Here is a 19,858-nt window from a genome sequence, read left to right on the forward strand (position 1 = left end):
ATTTGATTATTTTTTAGCAGGTTTATCAACAAATATGCACCATTAGCACCCAAAATCAACCTGAGTTTTCATCAAACAAAAAGTTATTTTACAGGATTGTTTTATCTAAAAATGTCAAAAGCAAATGCCTTACTCATAAAAAACACTCAAAAACGGCAGATTACAATTTAGTAACAAAAGAAAAAAAATCAAAACATGTAATTTAATATCATTTTTATATTTTTAACAAAATTTTAGCTTTTAAATGACCACACCCGAAAAAGACCTATGGGATAAAATCTCAAACTTCAGGTTAGATGACCCCGATGCATCCTTTACATTTTCGGCACGCCTTGCAAGGGAAAACGGCTGGACAAAAGAATATACCAACAGAGTTATAGAAGAGTATAGGAAGTTCATTTTTTTATGCTGTGTATCTAAATCTCCCGTAACACCATCCGATTCTGTAGACCAGGCATGGCACTTACATCTAACCTATACAAAATCATACTGGATAGACTTTTGCCGTGACACCCTGCAAAGGGAAATACACCACAACCCAACCAAAGGAGGAGGTGCTGAAAGGAAAAAGTTTAATAACAGCTATTCCGATCTTCATGTAATTTACAACGAGATGTTTGGTTCCATTCCGCCAGAGGACATCTGGCAGGATAACAAAACCCGTTTTACACAAATTAATTTTCAAAGGGTAAGTATAGATAATTACTGGCTTATTAAAAAACCTTCTTTGTTAGCACAAAAGCTTTTAAAAGTATCTTTTGTTGCCGTTGTGATAGCTATAAGTATTCAGGCTTCAGGCAACGGCATACCTTTAACTGTAATAGTTATTATATTTATTATAATAGCTTTAATCAATGCCTTTAGGAAAGGAGGAGGCAACGGAAACTCAAATAGTGGGTGTACTACTTCCTCTTGTTCCGGCGATAGCTGCAATAGCGGATGCAGCTCTCACGGAAACAGCGGATGCGGATCTGGCTGTAGCGGATGCGGAGGCTGTGGCGGAGATTAATATTCCACCTGTTTTATGTTAAAAAATTAAACTATTTTCACTATCTTTAATCAATCAACCCACTACCAACATGAAATTACTTTATTCCTTACTAATATTATTTCTTACACAGTCTTTTTATGCCCAGGATTTTGAATTAAAAAAACCTGACTTCGATCTTATTGAGAAAAATGTAAAAGACAAAAACTCTCCTTATTATTTTGATAAGCTTTATGCCCGATATATAGTCGCTGACAGTACTATGACTTTAGAAGAACGCAGGCATCTTTATTTTGGCTATTCTTTTCAGGATGAATATGCACCTTATGAGCGTTCGGACGCACAACAGGATCTCAACAAAATTTTACAACAGGAGGAATTTACCAAGCAGGATTATCAGGACATACTGACCCTGTCTTCTAAGATATTAAAAATATACCCCTTCAGTATAAGAATGATGGAATACAGGATATTTGTTTATAAGGAGCTGGAACAATATGATGATGCCATAAAACAAACCGTACAGGCCAATATAATACTCGACGCTATACTGAGTACAGGTGAAGGCACATCTAAAGAGTCCAGTTTTTACGTAATTAATGTTATGAACGAATATGAACTCTTAAATATATTAGGGTTTGAATATGGCGGACAGCAAGAACTCGTTGATGGTCTTTATGATTATTTAACCCTAAAAGAAAACTCTTACTATATAGACGGACTATATTTTGAAGTCTCGAGATGTCTTAATTCTCTCAAATTTTAGCTAAAATGAAATATACAGTTGAAATTGAAATCGAGCTACCTGTAAGTAAGGTTATCGAGCTCTTTGACAACCCCGACAACATGAAACACTGGATGGACGGGTTAGCAAGCTTTGAACTTCTTAACGGTGTACCCGGGCAACCGGGTGCAAAATCCCGCCTGATATTCAGGATGGGTAACCGTAATATTGAAATGCTGGAAACCATAACCGTAAAGAAACTACCGGAAGAATATACAGGAACCTATGAGGCAAACGGGGTTTATAATGTGGTAAAAAACAGATTTATATCTTTACCGGGAGACAGGACGAAATATGTTTCTGAAAACTATTTTGAGTTTAAAGGCTTTATGAAAATAATAGCCTTTATAATGCCGGGATCTTTTAAAAAACAGTCCTTAAAATACCTTTATGACTTTAAAAGGTTTGCCGAAAATGACATTAAGCATATAAGCACCATACAACTAAACGGCACTAGCTAAACACGGTAAAAGACTAATAAATATTCAACCAAAGTACAACCTCAGTAGGGCAACACCTAATGAGGCTTTTTTTTTGAATACCTCATTCGCTAAAACAAACTTATAAAGCAAAAAACTGTAAATTCGCAGCATGATGACTTCACACGATATTGATAAGATTAAGAGTTTACTGGCTTCTCCTAAAAAAATTGCCATAATACCACATCGTAATCCTGATGGCGATGCCATGGGTTCAACACTGGGACTACGTCACTTCCTTAAATTAAAAGGGCATGATGCAACGGTTATTTCTCCAAATGAGTTTCCTGACTTTTTAACTTGGTTACCGGAATCGGATACAGTAAAAGTATTTGAAAAAGATACTGAAACAAGCACGCGTATTTTACAGGAAGCCGAAATAGTATTTACACTCGACTTTAATGTGCTTAGCCGTACAGGAGATACAATGGAAGCGGTACTAAAAGCACTTACGGTTCCGTTTATAATGATAGACCATCATCAAAAACCCGATAGCTATGCTGCTTATATGTTTAGCGACACCAGCTATGGTTCTACCTGCGAAATGGTGTATCATTTTATAAACATGCTTAATGAAAAAGACCTTATAGATAAAACCCTTGCTACCTGCCTTTATACAGGTATTGTTACCGATTCGGGTTCTTTCAGGTACCCATCAACTACAGGTACCACACACCGCATCGTTGCAGAGTTTATTGATAAAGGCATAGACAACAGCGAAATTCATAGCCTTCTATACGACAATCATTCTCATAACCGTATACAAATTTTGGCAAGGGCTTTGCAGAACATGAAAGTAATGCCGCTTTACAAAACGTCTTACACTTACCTTACTCAGGACGAACTAAACAGTTTTGGGCATGCTAAAGGTGATACAGAGGGTATTGTAAATTACGGGCTTAGCATGAAAGATATTATGTTTACGGCTATGTTTACAGAAAACAAGGATGAGGGAATAATAAAAATATCCTTCCGTTCTAAGGACGGCTTTGATGTTAACCAGTATGCCCGTGAGCATTTTAGCGGCGGCGGACATATTAATGCTGCCGGAGGTAAATCTACAGATACTCTGGAAGCTACAATACAAAAATTTATTGCTACATTAGCACACACTAAAATAGACTGACAAAAATGAAGAAGACATTTTTATTGCCTTTAGCTTTTATTGCAATCCTTATAACAGCCTGTTCAAAACAACAGGCAAGGTATCCTGTTTCTCATAGTTCGGGTACTTTTATGCAGGAGTCTATAGAACGCAACAAGGCACTTATTGCTAATGAGGAGTCGGCTATAGATTCTATTATTAAAAAGAGTCCGGAGCATAAATACCATGCAGCCGACAAAGGTTACTGGTACCGCTATGATATAGAAAACACTACAGATACCATTACACCTAAACGTGGTGACATTGCCTATTATACTTATGATATAAAAGATATAAAAGGTAATGTGATTTATACCGAACAAGAATTAAAACCTCAGGTATACTATGTAGATAAGGAAGATATCATGGCAGGCCTTAGATATGGTATAAAGCTTATGAACAAAGGTGAGAAAGTAACTTTCCTGTTTCCTTCAAACCTTGGTTACGGCTACAGGGGCGACCTAAACAAGATAGGTACTAATCAGCCTTTAATGTGTACCGTTACCCTTAACGACATTAAGCCGGACGACACAAAGAAAAATTAATCAAAATCTATAAATGAAACCAATGACAAGTTTATTCTTAAGCCTTGTTGCTTTACTTTTTTCTTGCAAAAATACCGATGCTGTCGCTACAGACCCTAAACTGGGAGACGGCCTATATGCTGAAATTACAACCAATAAAGGTAAAATCCTTTTACAGCTTGAGTATGAAAAAACTCCGCTTACGGTAGCCAACTTTGTTTCTCTTGCAGAGGGAACAAATGAAATGGTAGTAGGTGACAGAAAAGGAAAACCTTTTTATGACGGTTTAAAGTTTCACCGTGTTATTAAAAGCTTCATGATCCAGACGGGAGATCCTAACGGAAACGGTTCTGGCGGACCGGGATACAAATTCCCTGATGAGATTACAGATCTTAAACACGATAAAGAAGGTATCCTGTCTATGGCTAACGCCGGTGCTAACACAAACGGAAGCCAGTTCTTTATTACACATAAAGCTACACCTCACTTAGATGGTATACATACTGTTTTTGGCCACGTTATTGAAGGCCAGGATGTGGTAAACCTAATTGAGAACGGTGACGATATGATTAGCGTAAAAATTATACGCGTTGGTAAAGAAGCTAAGAAATTCAAGGCTGATAAAGTTTTCAAGGAGTACTATGAAAAAGCTGCTGAAGAGCAGAAAAAGAAAGCTGAAGAACTTGCTAAAGCCAAAACAGATATGGCTGCTTACATAAGCGAACTTAAAACTACAGGTACTAAAACTGCTTCAGGGCTTGTTTACAAAATTTTAGAGAAAGGTTCTGGACAAAAACCGCTACCTGGATCTGAAGTATATTTAGATTACAGTGGCTTCCTTGAAAACGGAACCCTGTTTGATTCAAGCGACGTGGAAACTGCTAAAAAGTTTGGTAACTACATCCCTCAAAAAGATGCTGCAGGTGCTTATGCTCCAATACCTTTCCAAACAGGTAAGAAAACAGGTATGATTCCTGGATTTATTGAAGCTATTGAGCAAATGAATATAGGCGATAAACTTATAGCTTACATCCCTTCACACCTTGCTTATGGTGAAAGAGGTGCAGGTGGTGTTATCCCTCCAAATGCTAATATTACATTTGAGATAAAATTACTTGACAAAATGCCTGAAAAGAAATAATATCAGGCTCTGGTATAACAAAAAAGGACATCATAACCGATGTCCTTTTTTTGTTGTCTTTATCTAAAGTTTAAAACTTCCAGTCAAATTCATCATTGCTATTAAATACCGCACCTACCTCTAAGGTATTAACCTCTTCAAACTCTACCTGAAAAATAACCCAGTTATCTTCATTAAAATAGTTATCGGTAATATCATAAGGTTCTTTTTCAAAAGAGTTCACCTTATTATCCTTCATTAGCGATGCCACTTCAGCCCACTTCTTCCCTATTACTTTGTGCGAAAAAAGTTCAAGGTCAGGATGCGATGAGATAATGTATCCAAGTCTTAAGTCTTCATCCTCATAAAAGGTAAGTCTCATTTTCCTGTCATTATATACATAAATAATGTTCTCCTCATCGTCTTTATATTCTCTGTCAGGCTCGCCATATACGGCCTTTACATCATTTTGTTTCATCCCGAACAAAAGCTTATCTACTCCGCTCTTTAAGTTTACTTTCATGTCCTGTGTAATTAAATTTTTATTAAAGGTAGTAATAGTTTTCATTCAAAAAATCTTCAAATCAAATTATTTACGCAGGGTTAATTATCGTTTTAAGTTTTATTTAACTATTTCACTGCAAAACCATTAAACAATTAAAATCGTAACTACAAATAATACAAACCAAAAATGTTTAATGATATGGACAAAAAATCTACTCTTTTAAAAATTATTATAGTAGTATGCCTTTTCCTTGGAGTTTCAGCCAATGCTCAGGTATATACTGTAATAAATTCCAATAACAGTGGCGCGGGGTCACTGCGACAGGCAGTACTGGATGCTACGGCGGGAAGTACAATTAACTTTGCAATAACCACCAATAACAACACTATTACACTTAGTAGTTCAATAACTATTGATAAGGAACTTATTATAAACGGTAATGGAGATGATGCTACTATTATAAGTGGCGGAAACAGCAACAGTATTTTTGTTATTACAGATGCATCGATGGTAACCATTAACAATATATCTTTTACAGGCGGTGCCGCATCAGATAATGGTGGGGCACTTTCTATATCAGGTACCGATGTACTTATAAACAACAGCTCCTTTACTAACAATACGGCAAGTGGTGCTACAGCCGGCATGGGTGGTGGCGCCATTTACATTACAGGGATGAGTGATGTTACTATTAACGCATCAACCTTTACCGGTAACGAGGCCGATGGCACAGCAGGTAGCGGAGGAGCTATTCTGGTAGGTACAGGAAGTAACCTTACCGTAAACGACTGTGTAATTACAGGTAATGCTGCCGGTCGTGCAGGTGGTGGTATAGAGGGCAACTCAGGTGCAGGGACTACCATTACCCTTACCGATGTTACACTTAACAATAACATGACAGGATCAAGCCCCGGTAATGGCGGCGGACTACATATTACCGGAGCAGGAAATACTGTAATTACAGGAGGTACCGTAAATAATAATATGGCAGCAGCCGAAGGCGGCGGACTTTGGAACGGAAGCGGTATGATGACCATAGAAGGTACTGTAATAAGCGGAAATACTGCCAGTGGTGCAGGTGCCGATCAAGGTGGTGGAGGTATTTACAACCTTAGCGGTATGCTTATGATAAATGCCGAAACAGTTATAAGTAACAATACTGCCGATGGTGCTTCAGGTTCAGGAGGTGGTATACTTAACGACGTAGGTGGTACACTTACCATTACCGAAGCCGAGATTATAGGCAATGTGTCTAATCGCGCAGGCGGTGGTATAGAAGATAATTCAGGGATGGCAGGTGCTGTAACATTAAATGATGTTACTATCTCAAACAATACAACAAACAATTCGCCTGGTAACGGTGGCGGACTTCACGTAACCGGAATGGGTAATATTATCATAAATGGCGGTGTGGTTTCCGGAAACGAGGCAGGAGCTGAAGGTGGTGGTTTATGGAATGGTTCGGGAACCATGAACATAGATGGAACACTTATAACAAACAATATTGCTAGTGGTGCAGGAGCCGATCAGGGCGGTGGTGGTATCTACAACCTTAATGCAGGTACTCTTGTAATCGCTAACGCTACAATTAGTAACAACACTGCAGACGGAACACTGGGCAGTGGCGGTGGTATACTTAACGATGTAGGATCGCAGCTTACTGTTACCGATTCCGAAATTTCAGGAAACATGGCTATCAGAGCTGGTGGTGGTATAGAAGACAACTCAGGTACAAGCACAATTATACTTACCAATGTAAACCTTAGCGGAAACTCAGTATCCGGCCCTCCGGGTAATGGTGGTGGTCTGCACATAACCGGATCTGGTAGTGCGACCATTACAGGCGGTATGGTTAACAATAACTCTGCTTCGCTACAGGGCGGTGGTTTATGGAACGGAAGCGGAACCATGATTATTACCAATGTAATGATTGAAAATAACGAAGCCGAAGGTAACGCAGCTACAGATGGCGGTGGTGGTGTATTTAATGTGAGTGGTATGGTTCAAATTTCAGACAGTACCATTTCGGGCAATCTTGCTACAGGAACAAGCGGCAGCGGCGGCGGTATTTTTAGCGGAGCTGGTATGGTAACCATAGACGATACAAGTATTACGCTTAACAGTGCTAACCGTGCAGGTGGTGGTATTGAGATTGTGGACGGAGATCTTACTATAAATACATCATTCCTTAATGAAAATAATGTTAGCGGAAGTGCAGGTGCTCCTAATCCGGGGAATGGTGGTGCACTACACATTAGTGGTGCTGCTATGGTAGAAATTAACGGAGGTACTGTAAATCTAAATGTTGCTGCACGTGAGGGGGGCGGACTTTGGAATCAGAACGGAAGTATAATGACTGTAAACAACGTAACCATAGATGGTAACGTAGCTGCAGGAGTAGCTGCCGATGACGGTGGCGGAGGTATATTTAATAACGGAGGTACATTAAATGTAAATGCTTCTACAATATCAAATAACAGTGCTACCGGATTATTGGGACAAGGTGGCGGTATACATATAAATGCAGGTTCTGCAAATGTGGTTAAAACCACTATATCGGGCAATACTTCACTAACAAACGGAGGTGGTATTTATAACAATGCCGAACTGATGATAAACGCTAATACCATAACCTTAAACTCGGCTACTATAAGCGGTGGTGGTATATCTAACAACTCTATGATGGCTCCTACTGTAGCAAATACTATTGTGGCAGGAAACCTTTCGGTTGTAGCGGGTGCCGATATATATGCCGAAGGCGAAATGGTAAACTCAATGGGATATAACCTTGTGGGTATCGCCGAAGCAGAAGCTTATGTTAGTGCTGAGACCGATATTTCAGGATCATTAACTACTCCATTAGAAATTGAACTTTTAGCATTAGGTGATAACGGAGGGGATACTTTTACACATAAACTGGGATGCCCAAGTGCAGCTGCCGATATGGGAGACCCTAACGACAACTCTCAGGATCAGTTAGGTCAGGATGTATTTAACGGTCGCAGGGACATTGGTGCTTATGAATCGCAGGAAACCTGCTCTTTAGATACAGAAGACTTTGTAGCATCTGTAAACCGAAGCATGGTATACCCTAATCCATCGGTTAACGGAGTATTTAATCTTGAGTTGGCACAGGAGCATGGCAGCAATGCACAAATAGCCGTATATGACCTTGCAACAGGCAAACTGGTTATGGAAATGCAGGCAAACGGAATGATTGCCGAAGTGGGTATGCAGCAATTTGCATCTGGTACTTATGTAATGCAGATTGTTAGCGATACAGCTACCGAAACCCACAAACTTATTATTGGAAGGTAATTGGTGTAATATATCTTAATTTAATGGTTGGCAAAAAGGGCAGTTTAAAACTGCCCTTTTTTATTTATATCAATTCGGTTACTATTTTTAATTTCTTTCCTTTTTTAACGACGATATCAGAACCTTCTGCCAAAAATACCGAGACAGGCTTTAGTGCTTTCAGGAAATCAAACTGAGGTCCGTAAACATTTTTAAAGTCTACATTAATCTCATAATCCTTTACAGGATAAACCTGCCAGCGCGGATGCACCACTTCATATTCCGAAGTTACGCTTTCATTTACTTTGGTATAGCCCCAAAAATGTTCGGTAATAAACTCTTCTTCGCTGCCCTCTTTTATATCCGTAGCTTCTATGTCTGCCGTAACCCTAATACTGTTCCAGTCGTCTTTCTTCCAACCATATTCTACCATTAACGAATCGTCACGCTCTATCCAGCTATGGCGGGTAGGCAGCGTTTCATAGTTTTCGTTGTAAAGCATATTAGCTACAAAGGTAAGCGCAGGTCGGGGTACTATTTCCTTAATGAATACCACTCCCCTTTTATAATCTTCGGTATTGCCGTACTTTACATAAAACCGAAGGTTTATCTCTTCAAAATTAATATGGAAAGGGATTTTAAGCTTCAGTACTTTTGTATCCACAAACATAAAGCCCACAAGGCTTATATAGCAGGTATCGTTAAAATAATCGAGTTCGGTATTAAAAGGTACGTAAGGCTTCAGAATCTTTGGATCTACAGCATAATTCATCATTACAAGCTTACGCCATTGTGCATTAAGAAAGGTATTGTTCATTGGTTTGGTAAGGTTAAATCACAATTACATAGAGATTCCTCGATTTCGCTATCGCTTCATTCGGAATGGAATTCCATTTCGACCGAAACGAAGTGTAGTGGAGCAATCTAAATAAACTCCAATATAAGAAATAAAAAAATCCGCCTCAGTGGGCGGATTAAATATTTTAGTAAGTAAATGTACCGTATTCGCTGGTAATGGTAAGCTCTTTCTTATCAGAAGCCTCTACCCTTCCTACGATTTGTGCATCTACATTAAATGATTTAGAGATTGAAATAATGTCTTCGGCAATTTCCTGCGGAACATAAAGCTCCATACGGTGACCGCAGTTAAACACCTGGTACATCTCTTTCCAGTCGGTACCACTCTGTTCCTGTATAAGCTTAAATAATGGCGGTACAGGGAAAAGATTATCTTTTATTACGTGTACATTATCTACAAAGTGAAGCACCTTAGTTTGTGCACCACCACTGCAGTGTACCATACCGTGAATATCGTTTGGAGTATATTTATCAAGTATCTTTTTGATGATTGGCGCATACGTACGTGTAGGCGACAGTACAAGCTTACCGGCATCTATAGGGCTGTTTTCAACAGCATCGGTAAGTTTGGTTTTTCCTGAGTAAACAAGCTCTGCCGGAACAGCAGCATCGTAGCTCTCTGGATATTTTTGAGCCAGGTAATTATCAAACACATCATGACGTGCAGAAGTAAGTCCGTTACTTCCCATACCACCGTTGTATCCTTTTTCGTAAGACGCTTCACCATAAGAAGCAAGGCCCACGATAACATCACCGGCTTTAATGTTAGCGTTATCAATAACATCCTTACGTTTCATACGTGCAGTTACTGTAGAGTCTACTATAATTGTACGAACAAGGTCGCCCACATCGGCAGTCTCCCCACCTGTAGAATGGATGGTTACACCAAATTTCCCTAACTCCTCAATAAGTTCTTCGGTACCGTTAATGATAGCCGAGATAACCTCACCCGGAACAAGGTTCTTATTACGCCCTATGGTAGATGACAACATAATGTTATCTACAGCACCTATACAAAGAAGATCGTCTATGTTCATGATAAGGGCATCCTGAGCTATACCTTTCCATACAGAAATGTCTCCCGTTTCTTTCCAGTACATATAAGCCAGTGACGACTTAGTACCTGCACCATCGGCATGAATGATAAGGCAGTACTCCTCATCGTTTGTTAGATAGTCGGGTACAATTTTACAGAAAGCTTTTGGAAATAAGCCTTTATCTATGTTTTTAATAGCATTGTGAACATCCTCTTTAGAAGCCGAAACTCCCCTTAGGCTATAGCGTTTGCTGTTATCAGAACTCATGAAATAGGGTTTGTATTGCTGAGTGCAAAGATAACTTTAATTTGTTAATGTGGCAATTGTTTAATTTAGCAATTGCTATGTTTAAGTAAAGTGATATATTAGTTGCGTAATAGTTAAAAATGGACAATCAAGTACACGATATACTTTTAAATTTTGATGAGAAAGGCAAATATGAACACCCTTCTTATTTTAACTATCATACTCTGTATAAAAAGGTTACTTCTTTGAAAAAAGATTTAGACTGTTTTTTCAATATAGATTTCATAGTAGATAATCAGATACAGGATGCAAGTTTCTTTTGCGATTTAAAAATACCGAAACAGCTCATTGAAAACTATAAAAATGAATTAGGCTACTCTATACGGATAAGTAATTTTGGGAAGCTTGTGACAATAAATTTTGAAGAAGAGCTTATAAATGAAATGGCTGACCGAATTAAACGAATTCTAAAAAAGAGCGGTTTCACATATATTAGTTATAACCATCTTGACACTATTTATGACGGTAGTTTTGAAGATTTTAAAAATGTTTATACCAACTATAAACCAACTTGGTACACAAGGTATTTTGATTACATTTAGAATAATATGTATAAGATTTCTCAATTTACTCTTTACGAATCGGAATTAAACTTTACGTCATAAAGATTTCTTTGACCTCTTAATGAATGGAAAAATCATTAAATTTTTAAAATCCATCATTTAAAATAAAACAGTAACTTTATTCTATGGATTTATTTAACGAACAAACCGACTGGGGTAAAGCGCTTAAACCACTTATAGCCAAATATAAAGGTGCAAAGCATCCGTTAGAATATAAAAACATTTACCAACTGTTGGTAATGGTTGTGCTTTCTGCACAGGACAGCGATGCCCATATCAATAAAGTTGCACCTAAATTCTTTAAGGAGTTTCCTAACATGAAAGCTTTGGCAAAAGCCAATACAGAAGAACTTACCGCAATACTGAGCGAGGTGCGTTTTCACGGCAACAAAATTGCCTGGTTACAGGACATTGCTTCTACCGTTAAAGAAGACAAAAATATCCCTATGACCATGAAAGAGCTTACCGCACTTAAAGGTGTAGGGCGTAAATCGGCAAATGTGATAATGCGTGAAGCCGGTGTACCTGTAGAAGGCATTATGGCCGATCTTCATGTTATTCGTGTTGCTCCCCATTTAGGCATAGCTCAGGGGAAAGATGCTGTTAAGATAGAAAAACAGATGATGGAGGTTATTCCGAAAGATATGTGGGCTGATGCCGGTATGGCGATATCTTACCTGGGTCGTGAAACCTGTAGGCCCAGTAACCCAAAACACAGTGAATGCGTTATGAAAGACGTTTGTGAATACTATCACAATGAAAAGAAAAAGTAAATAATTTATTCAGTGTAGTCATCATGACTAAAAATTTAAAACTAAATACAAACCTAGATATTGCAATATTAAAAAACCTAAAAAAATAAGCAGGTAAACCCACCATTTTCTATATGCCGATTTCAGAAATATTCTAAATATAATTGTAAGTACTGCTGCAATACAAAGACTAAAAACAAGTACTACTACTAAAAGTGGGGTTATATCTTTACACATTAAATCAATTTTATCTATATCGGCAATATAGTAAAAAGTTGAGGCCAAACCTTTGGTGAAGTTCTAACATTCCATAAAAAAAGGGACTATCCTATTCAGATAATCCCTTTTCCATTTATAATAGATAAATTAGGAATAAATTTTAATAAGGTCGCCTGCTTTTGTAAACGACGCTGTTAACCCTATACCGTCTTTCATCAGTAACAGTTTATAATTACCTTCGTCAGACTTATAAGCTTCTTTAATCTCATAATCACCATAGTTTTTATGAATTTTATCAAGAACCTCTTTAGGTATTTCCGTTACTTTAATCTTTTTATATACGTCCTGCTCCTGTTTTAAAATACAAACTGTATTACTTTTTACAGTAACTCCTGCTGAGGCTGTAATAGCAGCCAGTAGCAAGGCTGAGGCCAAAAATAGTTTTTTCATGGTATAGTTGTTTAGTTGAATTTCAGTCTAAAGTTACAATAACTAACCACAGGCTGTATTAAAATATTCCTAAAGTTTAAAAATGATATCCTATTCTAAAGTGGAGATTAAGTACTGTTCCTTGATCAGACCCCCATGTATAGATACCTTCCTTCTTTTTAAATACATAACCATACCCCAAACCTATAGCTGCTTCATAATCAAAGTGTTCACCTATAGTCCTGCGTATGCCCCATGTAGGTACAATTGATAAAATATTACTGTCTAAGGAATAACTGGTTTGTTTATTAGTATCAATAAAAAACCAATCAGCGTGATATGAAATAGGTAGTGAAAGAAAATTTCCGCTATTTTTCTTGATGCCTTTACCCTTTCTTATTCTGCTGTTTAAATTGTAATACCAACGGGTTTCTGCAGTAATAACCGGATTATATGACCAACCATCATCTATATTGGACTTACCTCTGTAATTACCACTATACCAATATTCCGTTGTAATTCCGGCTTCAGCTCTGAGAGTCAATTGATTAGTCAATTTAAATTCATGATTAACCCATGCTCCAAAAGGTCCGGCCTGAATTCCTGTAACTGATTCTTCCACGCTGGCTTTTGATCCGTTAGTTTCCTGAGCATTAGCTTTGCCTAAGCATAGCAAGGTTATTAGTGTAAGGCCTAATAATCGTTTTTTCATGATAAGTAATTTATAGTTAATGATTTTTTAATTTTTTAACAGGAAAAATCAAATACCATGCCTTTATTATGGATACAGCAAATTAAGGTGTGTTTTTATCAGGTGTATTTTACAAACACATACAAAACAAAAAACCCTATCCGGTTATGGATAGGGTTTTCAAAAGAAAGGCGGTGACATACTCTCCCACAAGATGCAGTACCATCTGCGCAGGCGGGCTTAACTTCTCTGTTCGGAATGGGAAGAGGTGAGCCCCGCCGCAATAACCACCTTAAGTCGTTATGTTGCTTTGGGCAACATGATTACAGGTACAATGTAACTGTAAACAAATATCTTAACATACTGAGATAAAGAATAGTATACTTAAATTAGAAAGTTTCTCCCCTCCCCCTGGAGGGAGGGAAAGAGCGTACATAAGCTTACGGGTTATTAGTACTACTCGACTATGACATTACTGCCTTTACATCTATAGCCTATCAACGTGGTCATCTTCCACGACCCTTAAAAGAAATCTCATCTTGTGGTGGGTTTCGCGCTTATATGCTTTCAGCGCTTATCCCTTCCAAACGTAGCTACTCTGCGGTGCCCCTGGCGGGACAACAGATACACTAGAGGTTTGTCCAACTCGGTCCTCTCGTACTAGAGTCAGATCCACTCAAATTTCTAACGCCCGCAGTAGATAGAGACCGAACTGTCTCACGACGTTCTGAACCCAGCTCGCGTGCCACTTTAATGGGCGAACAGCCCAACCCTTGGGACCTTCTCCAGCCCCAGGATGTGACGAGCCGACATCGAGGTGCCAAACCCCCCCGTCGATATGAGCTCTTGGGGGAGATCAGCCTGTTATCCCCGGCGTACCTTTTATCCTTTGAGCGATGGCCCTTCCATACGGAACCACCGGATCACTATGCTCTACTTTCGTACCTGATCGACCTGTATGTCTCTCAGTCAAGCTCCCTTATGCCATTGCACTCTACGCACGGTTACCAAGCTGCTGAGGGAACCTTTAGAAGCCTCCGTTACTCTTTTGGAGGCGACCACCCCAGTCAAACTACCCACCAAGCAATGTCCCGCACAAAGTGCGGTTAGGCCTCAGATAAGCAAAGGGTGGTATTTCAACAATGACTCCACAACGCCTGGCGACGCCGCTTCAAAGTCTCCCACCTATCCTACACATCACTTATCCAAGGTCAATACTAAGCTATAGTAAAGGTGCACAGGGTCTTTTCGTCCCACTGCGGGTAATCGGCATCTTCACCGATACTACAATTTCACCGAGCTCATGGCTGAGACAGTGTCCAGATCGTTACACCATTCGTGCAGGTCGGAACTTACCCGACAAGGAATTTCGCTACCTTAGGACCGTTATAGTTACGGCCGCCGTTTACTGGGGCTTCAATTCAATGCTTCTCCGAAGATAACATCTCCTCTTAACCTTCCAGCACCGGGCAGGTGTCAGGCCCTATACTTCATCTTACGATTTTGCAGAGCCCTGTGTTTTTGATAAACAGTCGCCTGGACCTTTTCACTGCGGCCAGCATTGCTGCTGGCGACCTTTCTCCCGAAGTTACAGGTCTATTTTGCCTAATTCCTTAGCCATGAATCTCTCGAGCACCTTAGGATTCTCTCCTCGACTACCTGTGTCGGTTTACGGTACGGGTGCTTATAATCTAAGTTTAGAGGTTTTTCTTGGAAGCCCTTAGGTACACTATCACTTTGTCCGAAGACTCCGTGTACTATCGCATTTCACCAAAACCTGCGGATTTGCCTACAGGCCTTATAGCTAGGTGCTTCAACGAACTATTCCGTCAGTTCGCGGTACTTTCATCACTCCGTCACCCCATCACAATTATAAGCAGTACGGGAATATTAACCCGTTGGCCATCGACTTCCCCCTTCGGGTACGCCTTAGGTCCCGACTAACCCTCAGCTGATTAGCATAGCTGAGGAAACCTTAGTCTTTCGGTGTGCGGGTTTCTCGCCCGCATTATCGTTACTTATGCCTACATTTTCTTTTCTATCCGCTCCAGCAATACTCACATATCACCTTCGACGCTGAATAGAATGCTCCCCTACCACTTACGCCTAAACGTAAATCCATAGCTTCGGTAGTATACTTATGCCCGATTATTATCCATGCTCGTCCGCTCGACTAGTGAGCTGTTACGCACTCTTTAAATGAATGGCTGCTTCCAAGCCAACATCCTAGCTGTCTGGGCAGACAAACCTCGTTTATTCAACTTAGCATACATTTGGGGACCTTAGCTGATGGTCTGGGTTCTTTCCCTCTCGGACATGGACCTTAGCACCCATGCCCTCACTGCTGGTAAACATTATATAGCATTCGGAGTTTGTCAGGAATTGGTAGGCGGTGAAGCCCCCGCATCCAATCAGTAGCTCTACCTCTATATAACTATATCCAGCGCTGCACCTAAATGCATTTCGGGGAGTACGAGCTATTTCCGAGTTTGATTGGCCTTTCACCCCTACCCACAGGTCATCCGAAGACTTTTCAACGTCAACCGGTTCGGACCTCCACTATGTGTTACCACAGCTTCATCCTGCCCATGGGTAGATCACACGGTTTCGCGTCTACCATTACTGACTAAAGCGCCCTATTAAGACTCGCTTTCGCTACGGGTCCGTGACTTAATCACTTATCCTTGCCAGCAACGGTAACTCGTAGGCTCATTATGCAAAAGGCACGCCGTCACCCCACTAAAGGGCTCCGACCGCTTGTAGGCGTATGGTTTCAGGATCTATTTCACTCCGTTATTCACGGTTCTTTTCACCTTTCCCTCACGGTACTGGTTCACTATCGGTCTCTCAGGAGTATTTAGCCTTGGCGGATGGTCCCGCCGGATTCAGACAGGGTTTCACGTGCCCCGCCCTACTCAGGATACCACTATGTATTATATCTCTTACTCATACGGGACTATCACCCTCTATGGTGCAACTTTCCAGATGCTTCTGATTCAATTTACATACAATGTCGTGGTCCTACAACCCCAGTATTGCCGTAACAACACTGGTTTGGGCTAATCCGCTTTCGCTCGCCACTACTCACGGAATCACTTTTGTTTTCTCTTCCTCCGCCTACTTAGATGTTTCAGTTCAGCGGGTTTGCCTCCTATCGGATACTATATCTTCAATATAGTGGGTTGCCCCATTCGGATATCTGCGGATCAATTCGTATGTGCCAATCCCCGCAGCTTTTCGCAGCTTATCACGTCCTTCTTCGCCTCTGAGAGCCACAGGCATCCCCCATACGCCCTTATTTTGCTTATTGTACTTTATATGTGTGTTATAAATAACACACAACTGTGCTTTCTATATTTTTCTACTTGTATTTATCTCAATATGTCAATGAACGTGTGGCATCTCGCCACTGACAATAATATCAGCGACTTTAGCCGGATGTGGAGAATATCGGAGTCGAACCGATGACCTCCTGCGTGCAAGGCAGGCGCTCTAGCCAGCTGAGCTAATCCCCCGTTTTTCAGTAAGCAGCTAACTCTTTTCAGTTAACAGTTTAAAACGGTCACTAAAAGTGTAACTCAACTTCTAAAATTTCCTTTGTATCTAAAATAAGAAGAGATTTAGTAGTCCCGGGCAGACTCGAACTGCCGACCCCTACATTATCAGTGTAGTACTCTAACCAGCTGAGCTACGAGACTATATTTCTTTAGAATCTTACCTACTTAGCAACTCTGTTACTCAGCAGCTTTCTTCCAGCTCTCTTACTTTAAATTTTTGAACTAACAGCGAGAGTAAGTCTTTTACTTATCACTCATTACTTAACCTAACGATCGTGTCTCTAGAAAGGAGGTGTTCCAGCCGCACCTTCCGGTACGGCTACCTTGTTACGACTTAGCCCCAGTTACCAGTTTTACCCTAGGCAGCTCCTTGCGGTCACCGACTTCAGGTACCCCCAGCTTCCATGGCTTGACGGGCGGTGTGTACAAGGCCCGGGAACGTATTCACCGGATCATGGCTGATATCCGATTACTAGCGATTCCAGCTTCATGGAGTCGGGTTGCAGACTCCAATCCGAACTGTGACCGGCTTTATAGATTCGCTCCCTGTCGCCAGGTGGCTGCTCTCTGTACCGGCCATTGTAGCACGTGTGTAGCCCAGGACGTAAGGGCCGTGATGATTTGACGTCATCCCCACCTTCCTCACGGTTTGCACCGGCAGTCTTGCTAGAGTTCCCGACATTACTCGCTGGCAACTAACAACAGGGGTTGCGCTCGTTATAGGACTTAACCTGACACCTCACGGCACGAGCTGACGACAACCATGCAGCACCTTGTAAAGTGTCCGAAGAAAAAACTGTTTCCAGTCCTGTCACTCTACATTTAAGCCCTGGTAAGGTTCCTCGCGTATCATCGAATTAAACCACATGCTCCACCGCTTGTGCGGGCCCCCGTCAATTCCTTTGAGTTTCAAACTTGCGTTCGTACTCCCCAGGTGGGATACTTATCACTTTCGCTTAGCCACTCAGTCTTGCGACCGAACAGCTAGTATCCATCGTTTACGGCGTGGACTACCAGGGTATCTAATCCTGTTCGCTCCCCACGCTTTCGTCCATCAGCGTCAATATAATGTTAGTAACCTGCCTTCGCAATTGGTATTCCATGTAATATCTAAGCATTTCACCGCTACACTACATATTCTAGTTACTTCACAGTAATTCAAGCTCTACAGTATCAGAGGCAGTTCGACAGTTGAGCTGCCGGATTTCACCACTGACTTATAAAGCCGCCTACGGACCCTTTAAACCCAATGATTCCGGATAACGCTTGGATCCTCCGTATTACCGCGGCTGCTGGCACGGAGTTAGCCGATCCTTATTCTTACGGTACCGTCAGCCCTCTACACGTAGAGGGGTTTCTTCCCGTATAAAAGCAGTTTACAATCCATAGGACCGTCATCCTGCACGCGGCATGGCTGGTTCAGACTTGCGTCCATTGACCAATATTCCTCACTGCTGCCTCCCGTAGGAGTCTGGTCCGTGTCTCAGTACCAGTGTGGGGGATCTCCCTCTCAGGACCCCTACCCATCATTGCCTTGGTATGCCGTTACCATACCAACTAGCTAATGGGACGCATGCTCATCTTGTACCGAAGTTCTTTAATATAGAAAAGATGCCAGTTCTATATACTATGGGGTATTAATCCGGATTTCTCCGGGCTATCCCCCAGTACAAGGCAGATTGCATACGCGTTACGCACCCGTGCGCCGGTCTCAAGGAAGCAAGCTTCCTCTACCCCTCGACTTGCATGTGTTAGGCCTGCCGCTAGCGTTCATCCTGAGCCAGGATCAAACTCTTCATCGTATGTTTTTAATATTTTTACGATCTTTATTGCTAGGTCTGTGTTTTTCGATAAATCGAGTTTCTTACTCTCTCTTTATGCTGTCAATCCAATATGTCTATGAACGTATTCTTCTGTTTTATTCTCACCTCAATCACTCAGCCTTTCGGCGTTTGTTTCTCAAAGCGGCTGCAAAAGTACAACTTCTTTTTAATCCCGCAAGCTTTTTTCAAAAAAAAATTTCTTTTTTATTTTTAAAGCTTTTCCGATAAAGAATCAGTGATTGCGGCTCGTTTCATCTCCGAAACGGGAAGGCAAAGATACTATCTTTTTTCCTTAACCTGCAAATCTTTTTTCTTATTTTTTTCAGATTCTTTTAAGCTTTTCTTCACTTAAAAAGTAAAGCTCAAAATGCGGTTTCATTATCTCAAAGTACGTCGCTCGTTTTGCGGTTGCAAAGGTAGACAAGTTTTTCATTTCTGCAAATATTTTCTGAACTTTTTTTTCGAAGCCTTTTTAAGCTCCTCCCTTTATTTAAAAGGGTTTCCAGATAATATCACTCTCCAAAAGAACTCGCTGTTATTGCGGGTGCAAAAGTAGCAAACTTTTCTTTTCTCACAAACTTTTTCCGAATTTTTTTCTGATTATTTTTTCTCAGTAATTCCACTCCTATAATAAGCGGTCCGGTAAGCTGTTTTTCTAAGAACGTGTGCCTCTAATGCGGGTGCAAAAGTAGCCATCTTTTCCACTAACGCAAACTTTTAATGCCCTTTTTTTAATCTTTTTTTAACCTTATTTCATAACTAACTGAAAAGGTGGTTTTTGA

General features: G+C 40.5%; 14 protein-coding genes, 2 tRNA genes and 3 rRNA genes. 9 read left to right on the forward strand and 10 right to left on the reverse strand.

Annotation, left to right across the window (positions count from 1 at the left end):
* Positions 1-244: 244 nt before the first annotated feature.
* From FUA48_RS18495 to FUA48_RS16595, 6 genes are all read left to right on the forward strand, one after another.
* Positions 245-1,009 (forward strand): glycine-rich domain-containing protein, encoded by a 765-nt coding sequence (locus FUA48_RS18495; protein WP_205729422.1) that lies wholly within the window; start codon positions 245-247, stop codon positions 1,007-1,009.
* 70 nt (positions 1,010-1,079) lie between these two features.
* Positions 1,080-1,754, forward strand: coding sequence for a DUF4919 domain-containing protein (locus FUA48_RS16575; protein WP_147584563.1), 675 nt, complete (start codon positions 1,080-1,082; stop codon positions 1,752-1,754).
* Between the two features lie 5 nt (positions 1,755-1,759).
* Positions 1,760-2,233: an SRPBCC family protein gene (locus FUA48_RS16580; protein WP_147584564.1), complete on the forward strand. Its 474-nt coding sequence runs from the start codon at positions 1,760-1,762 to the stop codon at positions 2,231-2,233.
* A 130-nt stretch (positions 2,234-2,363) separates the two neighbouring features.
* Positions 2,364-3,377 (forward strand): DHH family phosphoesterase, encoded by a 1,014-nt coding sequence (locus FUA48_RS16585; RefSeq protein WP_147584565.1) that lies wholly within the window; start codon positions 2,364-2,366, stop codon positions 3,375-3,377.
* A 5-nt stretch (positions 3,378-3,382) separates the two neighbouring features.
* Entirely contained in the window at positions 3,383-3,940 is a 558-nt protein-coding gene (gene gldI, locus FUA48_RS16590; RefSeq protein WP_147584566.1) for a gliding motility-associated peptidyl-prolyl isomerase GldI, read from the forward strand.
* 13 nt (positions 3,941-3,953) lie between these two features.
* Complete coding sequence (locus tag FUA48_RS16595) at positions 3,954-5,060, forward strand: peptidylprolyl isomerase (protein WP_147584567.1); 1,107 nt, start codon at positions 3,954-3,956, stop codon at positions 5,058-5,060.
* Between the two features lie 70 nt (positions 5,061-5,130).
* Here the strand turns inward: FUA48_RS16595 and FUA48_RS16600 are convergent, their stop codons facing one another.
* Entirely contained in the window at positions 5,131-5,562 is a 432-nt protein-coding gene (locus FUA48_RS16600) for a hypothetical protein (protein WP_147584568.1), read from the reverse strand.
* A gap of 180 nt (positions 5,563-5,742) precedes the next feature.
* On the opposite strand from FUA48_RS16600, the gene FUA48_RS16605 reads away from it, so the two are divergent.
* Positions 5,743-8,862 carry a right-handed parallel beta-helix repeat-containing protein gene (locus FUA48_RS16605; RefSeq protein WP_168197006.1) on the forward strand — a complete coding sequence of 1,040 codons (3,120 nt, stop codon included), beginning with the start codon at positions 5,743-5,745 and terminating at the stop codon, positions 8,860-8,862.
* A 64-nt stretch (positions 8,863-8,926) separates the two neighbouring features.
* Here FUA48_RS16605 and FUA48_RS16610 read toward each other — a convergent pair whose 3' ends face one another.
* Positions 8,927-9,658 (reverse strand): YqjF family protein, encoded by a 732-nt coding sequence (locus FUA48_RS16610; RefSeq protein ID WP_147584572.1) that lies wholly within the window; start codon positions 9,656-9,658, stop codon positions 8,927-8,929.
* Positions 9,659-9,824: 166 nt separating this feature from the next.
* A complete protein-coding gene (locus FUA48_RS16615) occupies positions 9,825-11,003 on the reverse strand; it encodes an AIR synthase related protein (RefSeq protein ID WP_147584574.1) in 1,179 nt (392 codons plus the stop codon).
* A gap of 119 nt (positions 11,004-11,122) precedes the next feature.
* On the opposite strand from FUA48_RS16615, the gene FUA48_RS16620 reads away from it, so the two are divergent.
* Both FUA48_RS16620 and FUA48_RS16625 read left to right on the forward strand, forming a co-directional pair.
* Entirely contained in the window at positions 11,123-11,584 is a 462-nt protein-coding gene (locus tag FUA48_RS16620; protein ID WP_147584576.1) for a hypothetical protein, read from the forward strand.
* A gap of 146 nt (positions 11,585-11,730) precedes the next feature.
* Entirely contained in the window at positions 11,731-12,378 is a 648-nt protein-coding gene (locus FUA48_RS16625) for an endonuclease III domain-containing protein (RefSeq protein ID WP_147584578.1), read from the forward strand.
* 345 nt (positions 12,379-12,723) lie between these two features.
* On the opposite strand, the gene FUA48_RS16630 is transcribed toward FUA48_RS16625, so the two are convergent.
* From FUA48_RS16630 to FUA48_RS16660, 7 genes are all read right to left on the reverse strand, one after another.
* Complete coding sequence (locus tag FUA48_RS16630; protein ID WP_147584580.1) at positions 12,724-13,026, reverse strand: protein kinase family protein; 303 nt, start codon at positions 13,024-13,026, stop codon at positions 12,724-12,726.
* Positions 13,027-13,102: 76 nt separating this feature from the next.
* Positions 13,103-13,717 carry a hypothetical protein gene (locus FUA48_RS16635; protein ID WP_147584582.1) on the reverse strand — a complete coding sequence of 205 codons (615 nt, stop codon included), beginning with the start codon at positions 13,715-13,717 and terminating at the stop codon, positions 13,103-13,105.
* Positions 13,718-13,882: 165 nt separating this feature from the next.
* Positions 13,883-13,991: ribosomal RNA gene (rrf, locus tag FUA48_RS16640) — 5S ribosomal RNA — on the reverse strand.
* 135 nt (positions 13,992-14,126) lie between these two features.
* Positions 14,127-17,006: ribosomal RNA gene (locus FUA48_RS16645) — 23S ribosomal RNA — on the reverse strand.
* A gap of 131 nt (positions 17,007-17,137) precedes the next feature.
* Positions 17,138-17,211 (reverse strand) — tRNA-Ala (locus tag FUA48_RS16650).
* A 109-nt stretch (positions 17,212-17,320) separates the two neighbouring features.
* A tRNA-Ile gene (locus tag FUA48_RS16655) sits at positions 17,321-17,394 on the reverse strand.
* Positions 17,395-17,538: 144 nt separating this feature from the next.
* Positions 17,539-19,055 (reverse strand): 16S ribosomal RNA (locus tag FUA48_RS16660).
* The 16S, 23S and 5S rRNA genes sit together here with 2 tRNA genes alongside, the layout of an rRNA operon.
* Positions 19,056-19,858 lie beyond the last annotated feature (803 nt).

The organism is Flavobacterium alkalisoli (genome assembly GCF_008000935.1).
Classification (GTDB): Bacteria; Bacteroidota; Bacteroidia; order Flavobacteriales; family Flavobacteriaceae; genus Flavobacterium; species Flavobacterium alkalisoli.

Coding starts and splice junctions, on each gene's coding strand:
- FUA48_RS18495 (WP_205729422.1), top strand. CDS start 245: ATGACCACACCCGAAAAAGACCTATGGGATAAAATCTCAAACTTCAGG.
- FUA48_RS16575 (WP_147584563.1), top strand. CDS start 1,080: ATGAAATTACTTTATTCCTTACTAATATTATTTCTTACACAGTCTTTT.
- FUA48_RS16580 (WP_147584564.1), top strand. CDS start 1,760: ATGAAATATACAGTTGAAATTGAAATCGAGCTACCTGTAAGTAAGGTT.
- FUA48_RS16585 (WP_147584565.1), top strand. CDS start 2,364: ATGATGACTTCACACGATATTGATAAGATTAAGAGTTTACTGGCTTCT.
- gldI (WP_147584566.1), top strand. CDS start 3,383: ATGAAGAAGACATTTTTATTGCCTTTAGCTTTTATTGCAATCCTTATA.
- FUA48_RS16595 (WP_147584567.1), top strand. CDS start 3,954: ATGAAACCAATGACAAGTTTATTCTTAAGCCTTGTTGCTTTACTTTTT.
- FUA48_RS16600 (WP_147584568.1), bottom strand. CDS start 5,562: ATGAAAGTAAACTTAAAGAGCGGAGTAGATAAGCTTTTGTTCGGGATG.
- FUA48_RS16605 (WP_168197006.1), top strand. CDS start 5,743: ATGGACAAAAAATCTACTCTTTTAAAAATTATTATAGTAGTATGCCTT.
- FUA48_RS16610 (WP_147584572.1), bottom strand. CDS start 9,658: ATGAACAATACCTTTCTTAATGCACAATGGCGTAAGCTTGTAATGATG.
- FUA48_RS16615 (WP_147584574.1), bottom strand. CDS start 11,003: ATGAGTTCTGATAACAGCAAACGCTATAGCCTAAGGGGAGTTTCGGCT.
- FUA48_RS16620 (WP_147584576.1), top strand. CDS start 11,123: ATGGACAATCAAGTACACGATATACTTTTAAATTTTGATGAGAAAGGC.
- FUA48_RS16625 (WP_147584578.1), top strand. CDS start 11,731: ATGGATTTATTTAACGAACAAACCGACTGGGGTAAAGCGCTTAAACCA.
- FUA48_RS16630 (WP_147584580.1), bottom strand. CDS start 13,026: ATGAAAAAACTATTTTTGGCCTCAGCCTTGCTACTGGCTGCTATTACA.
- FUA48_RS16635 (WP_147584582.1), bottom strand. CDS start 13,717: ATGAAAAAACGATTATTAGGCCTTACACTAATAACCTTGCTATGCTTA.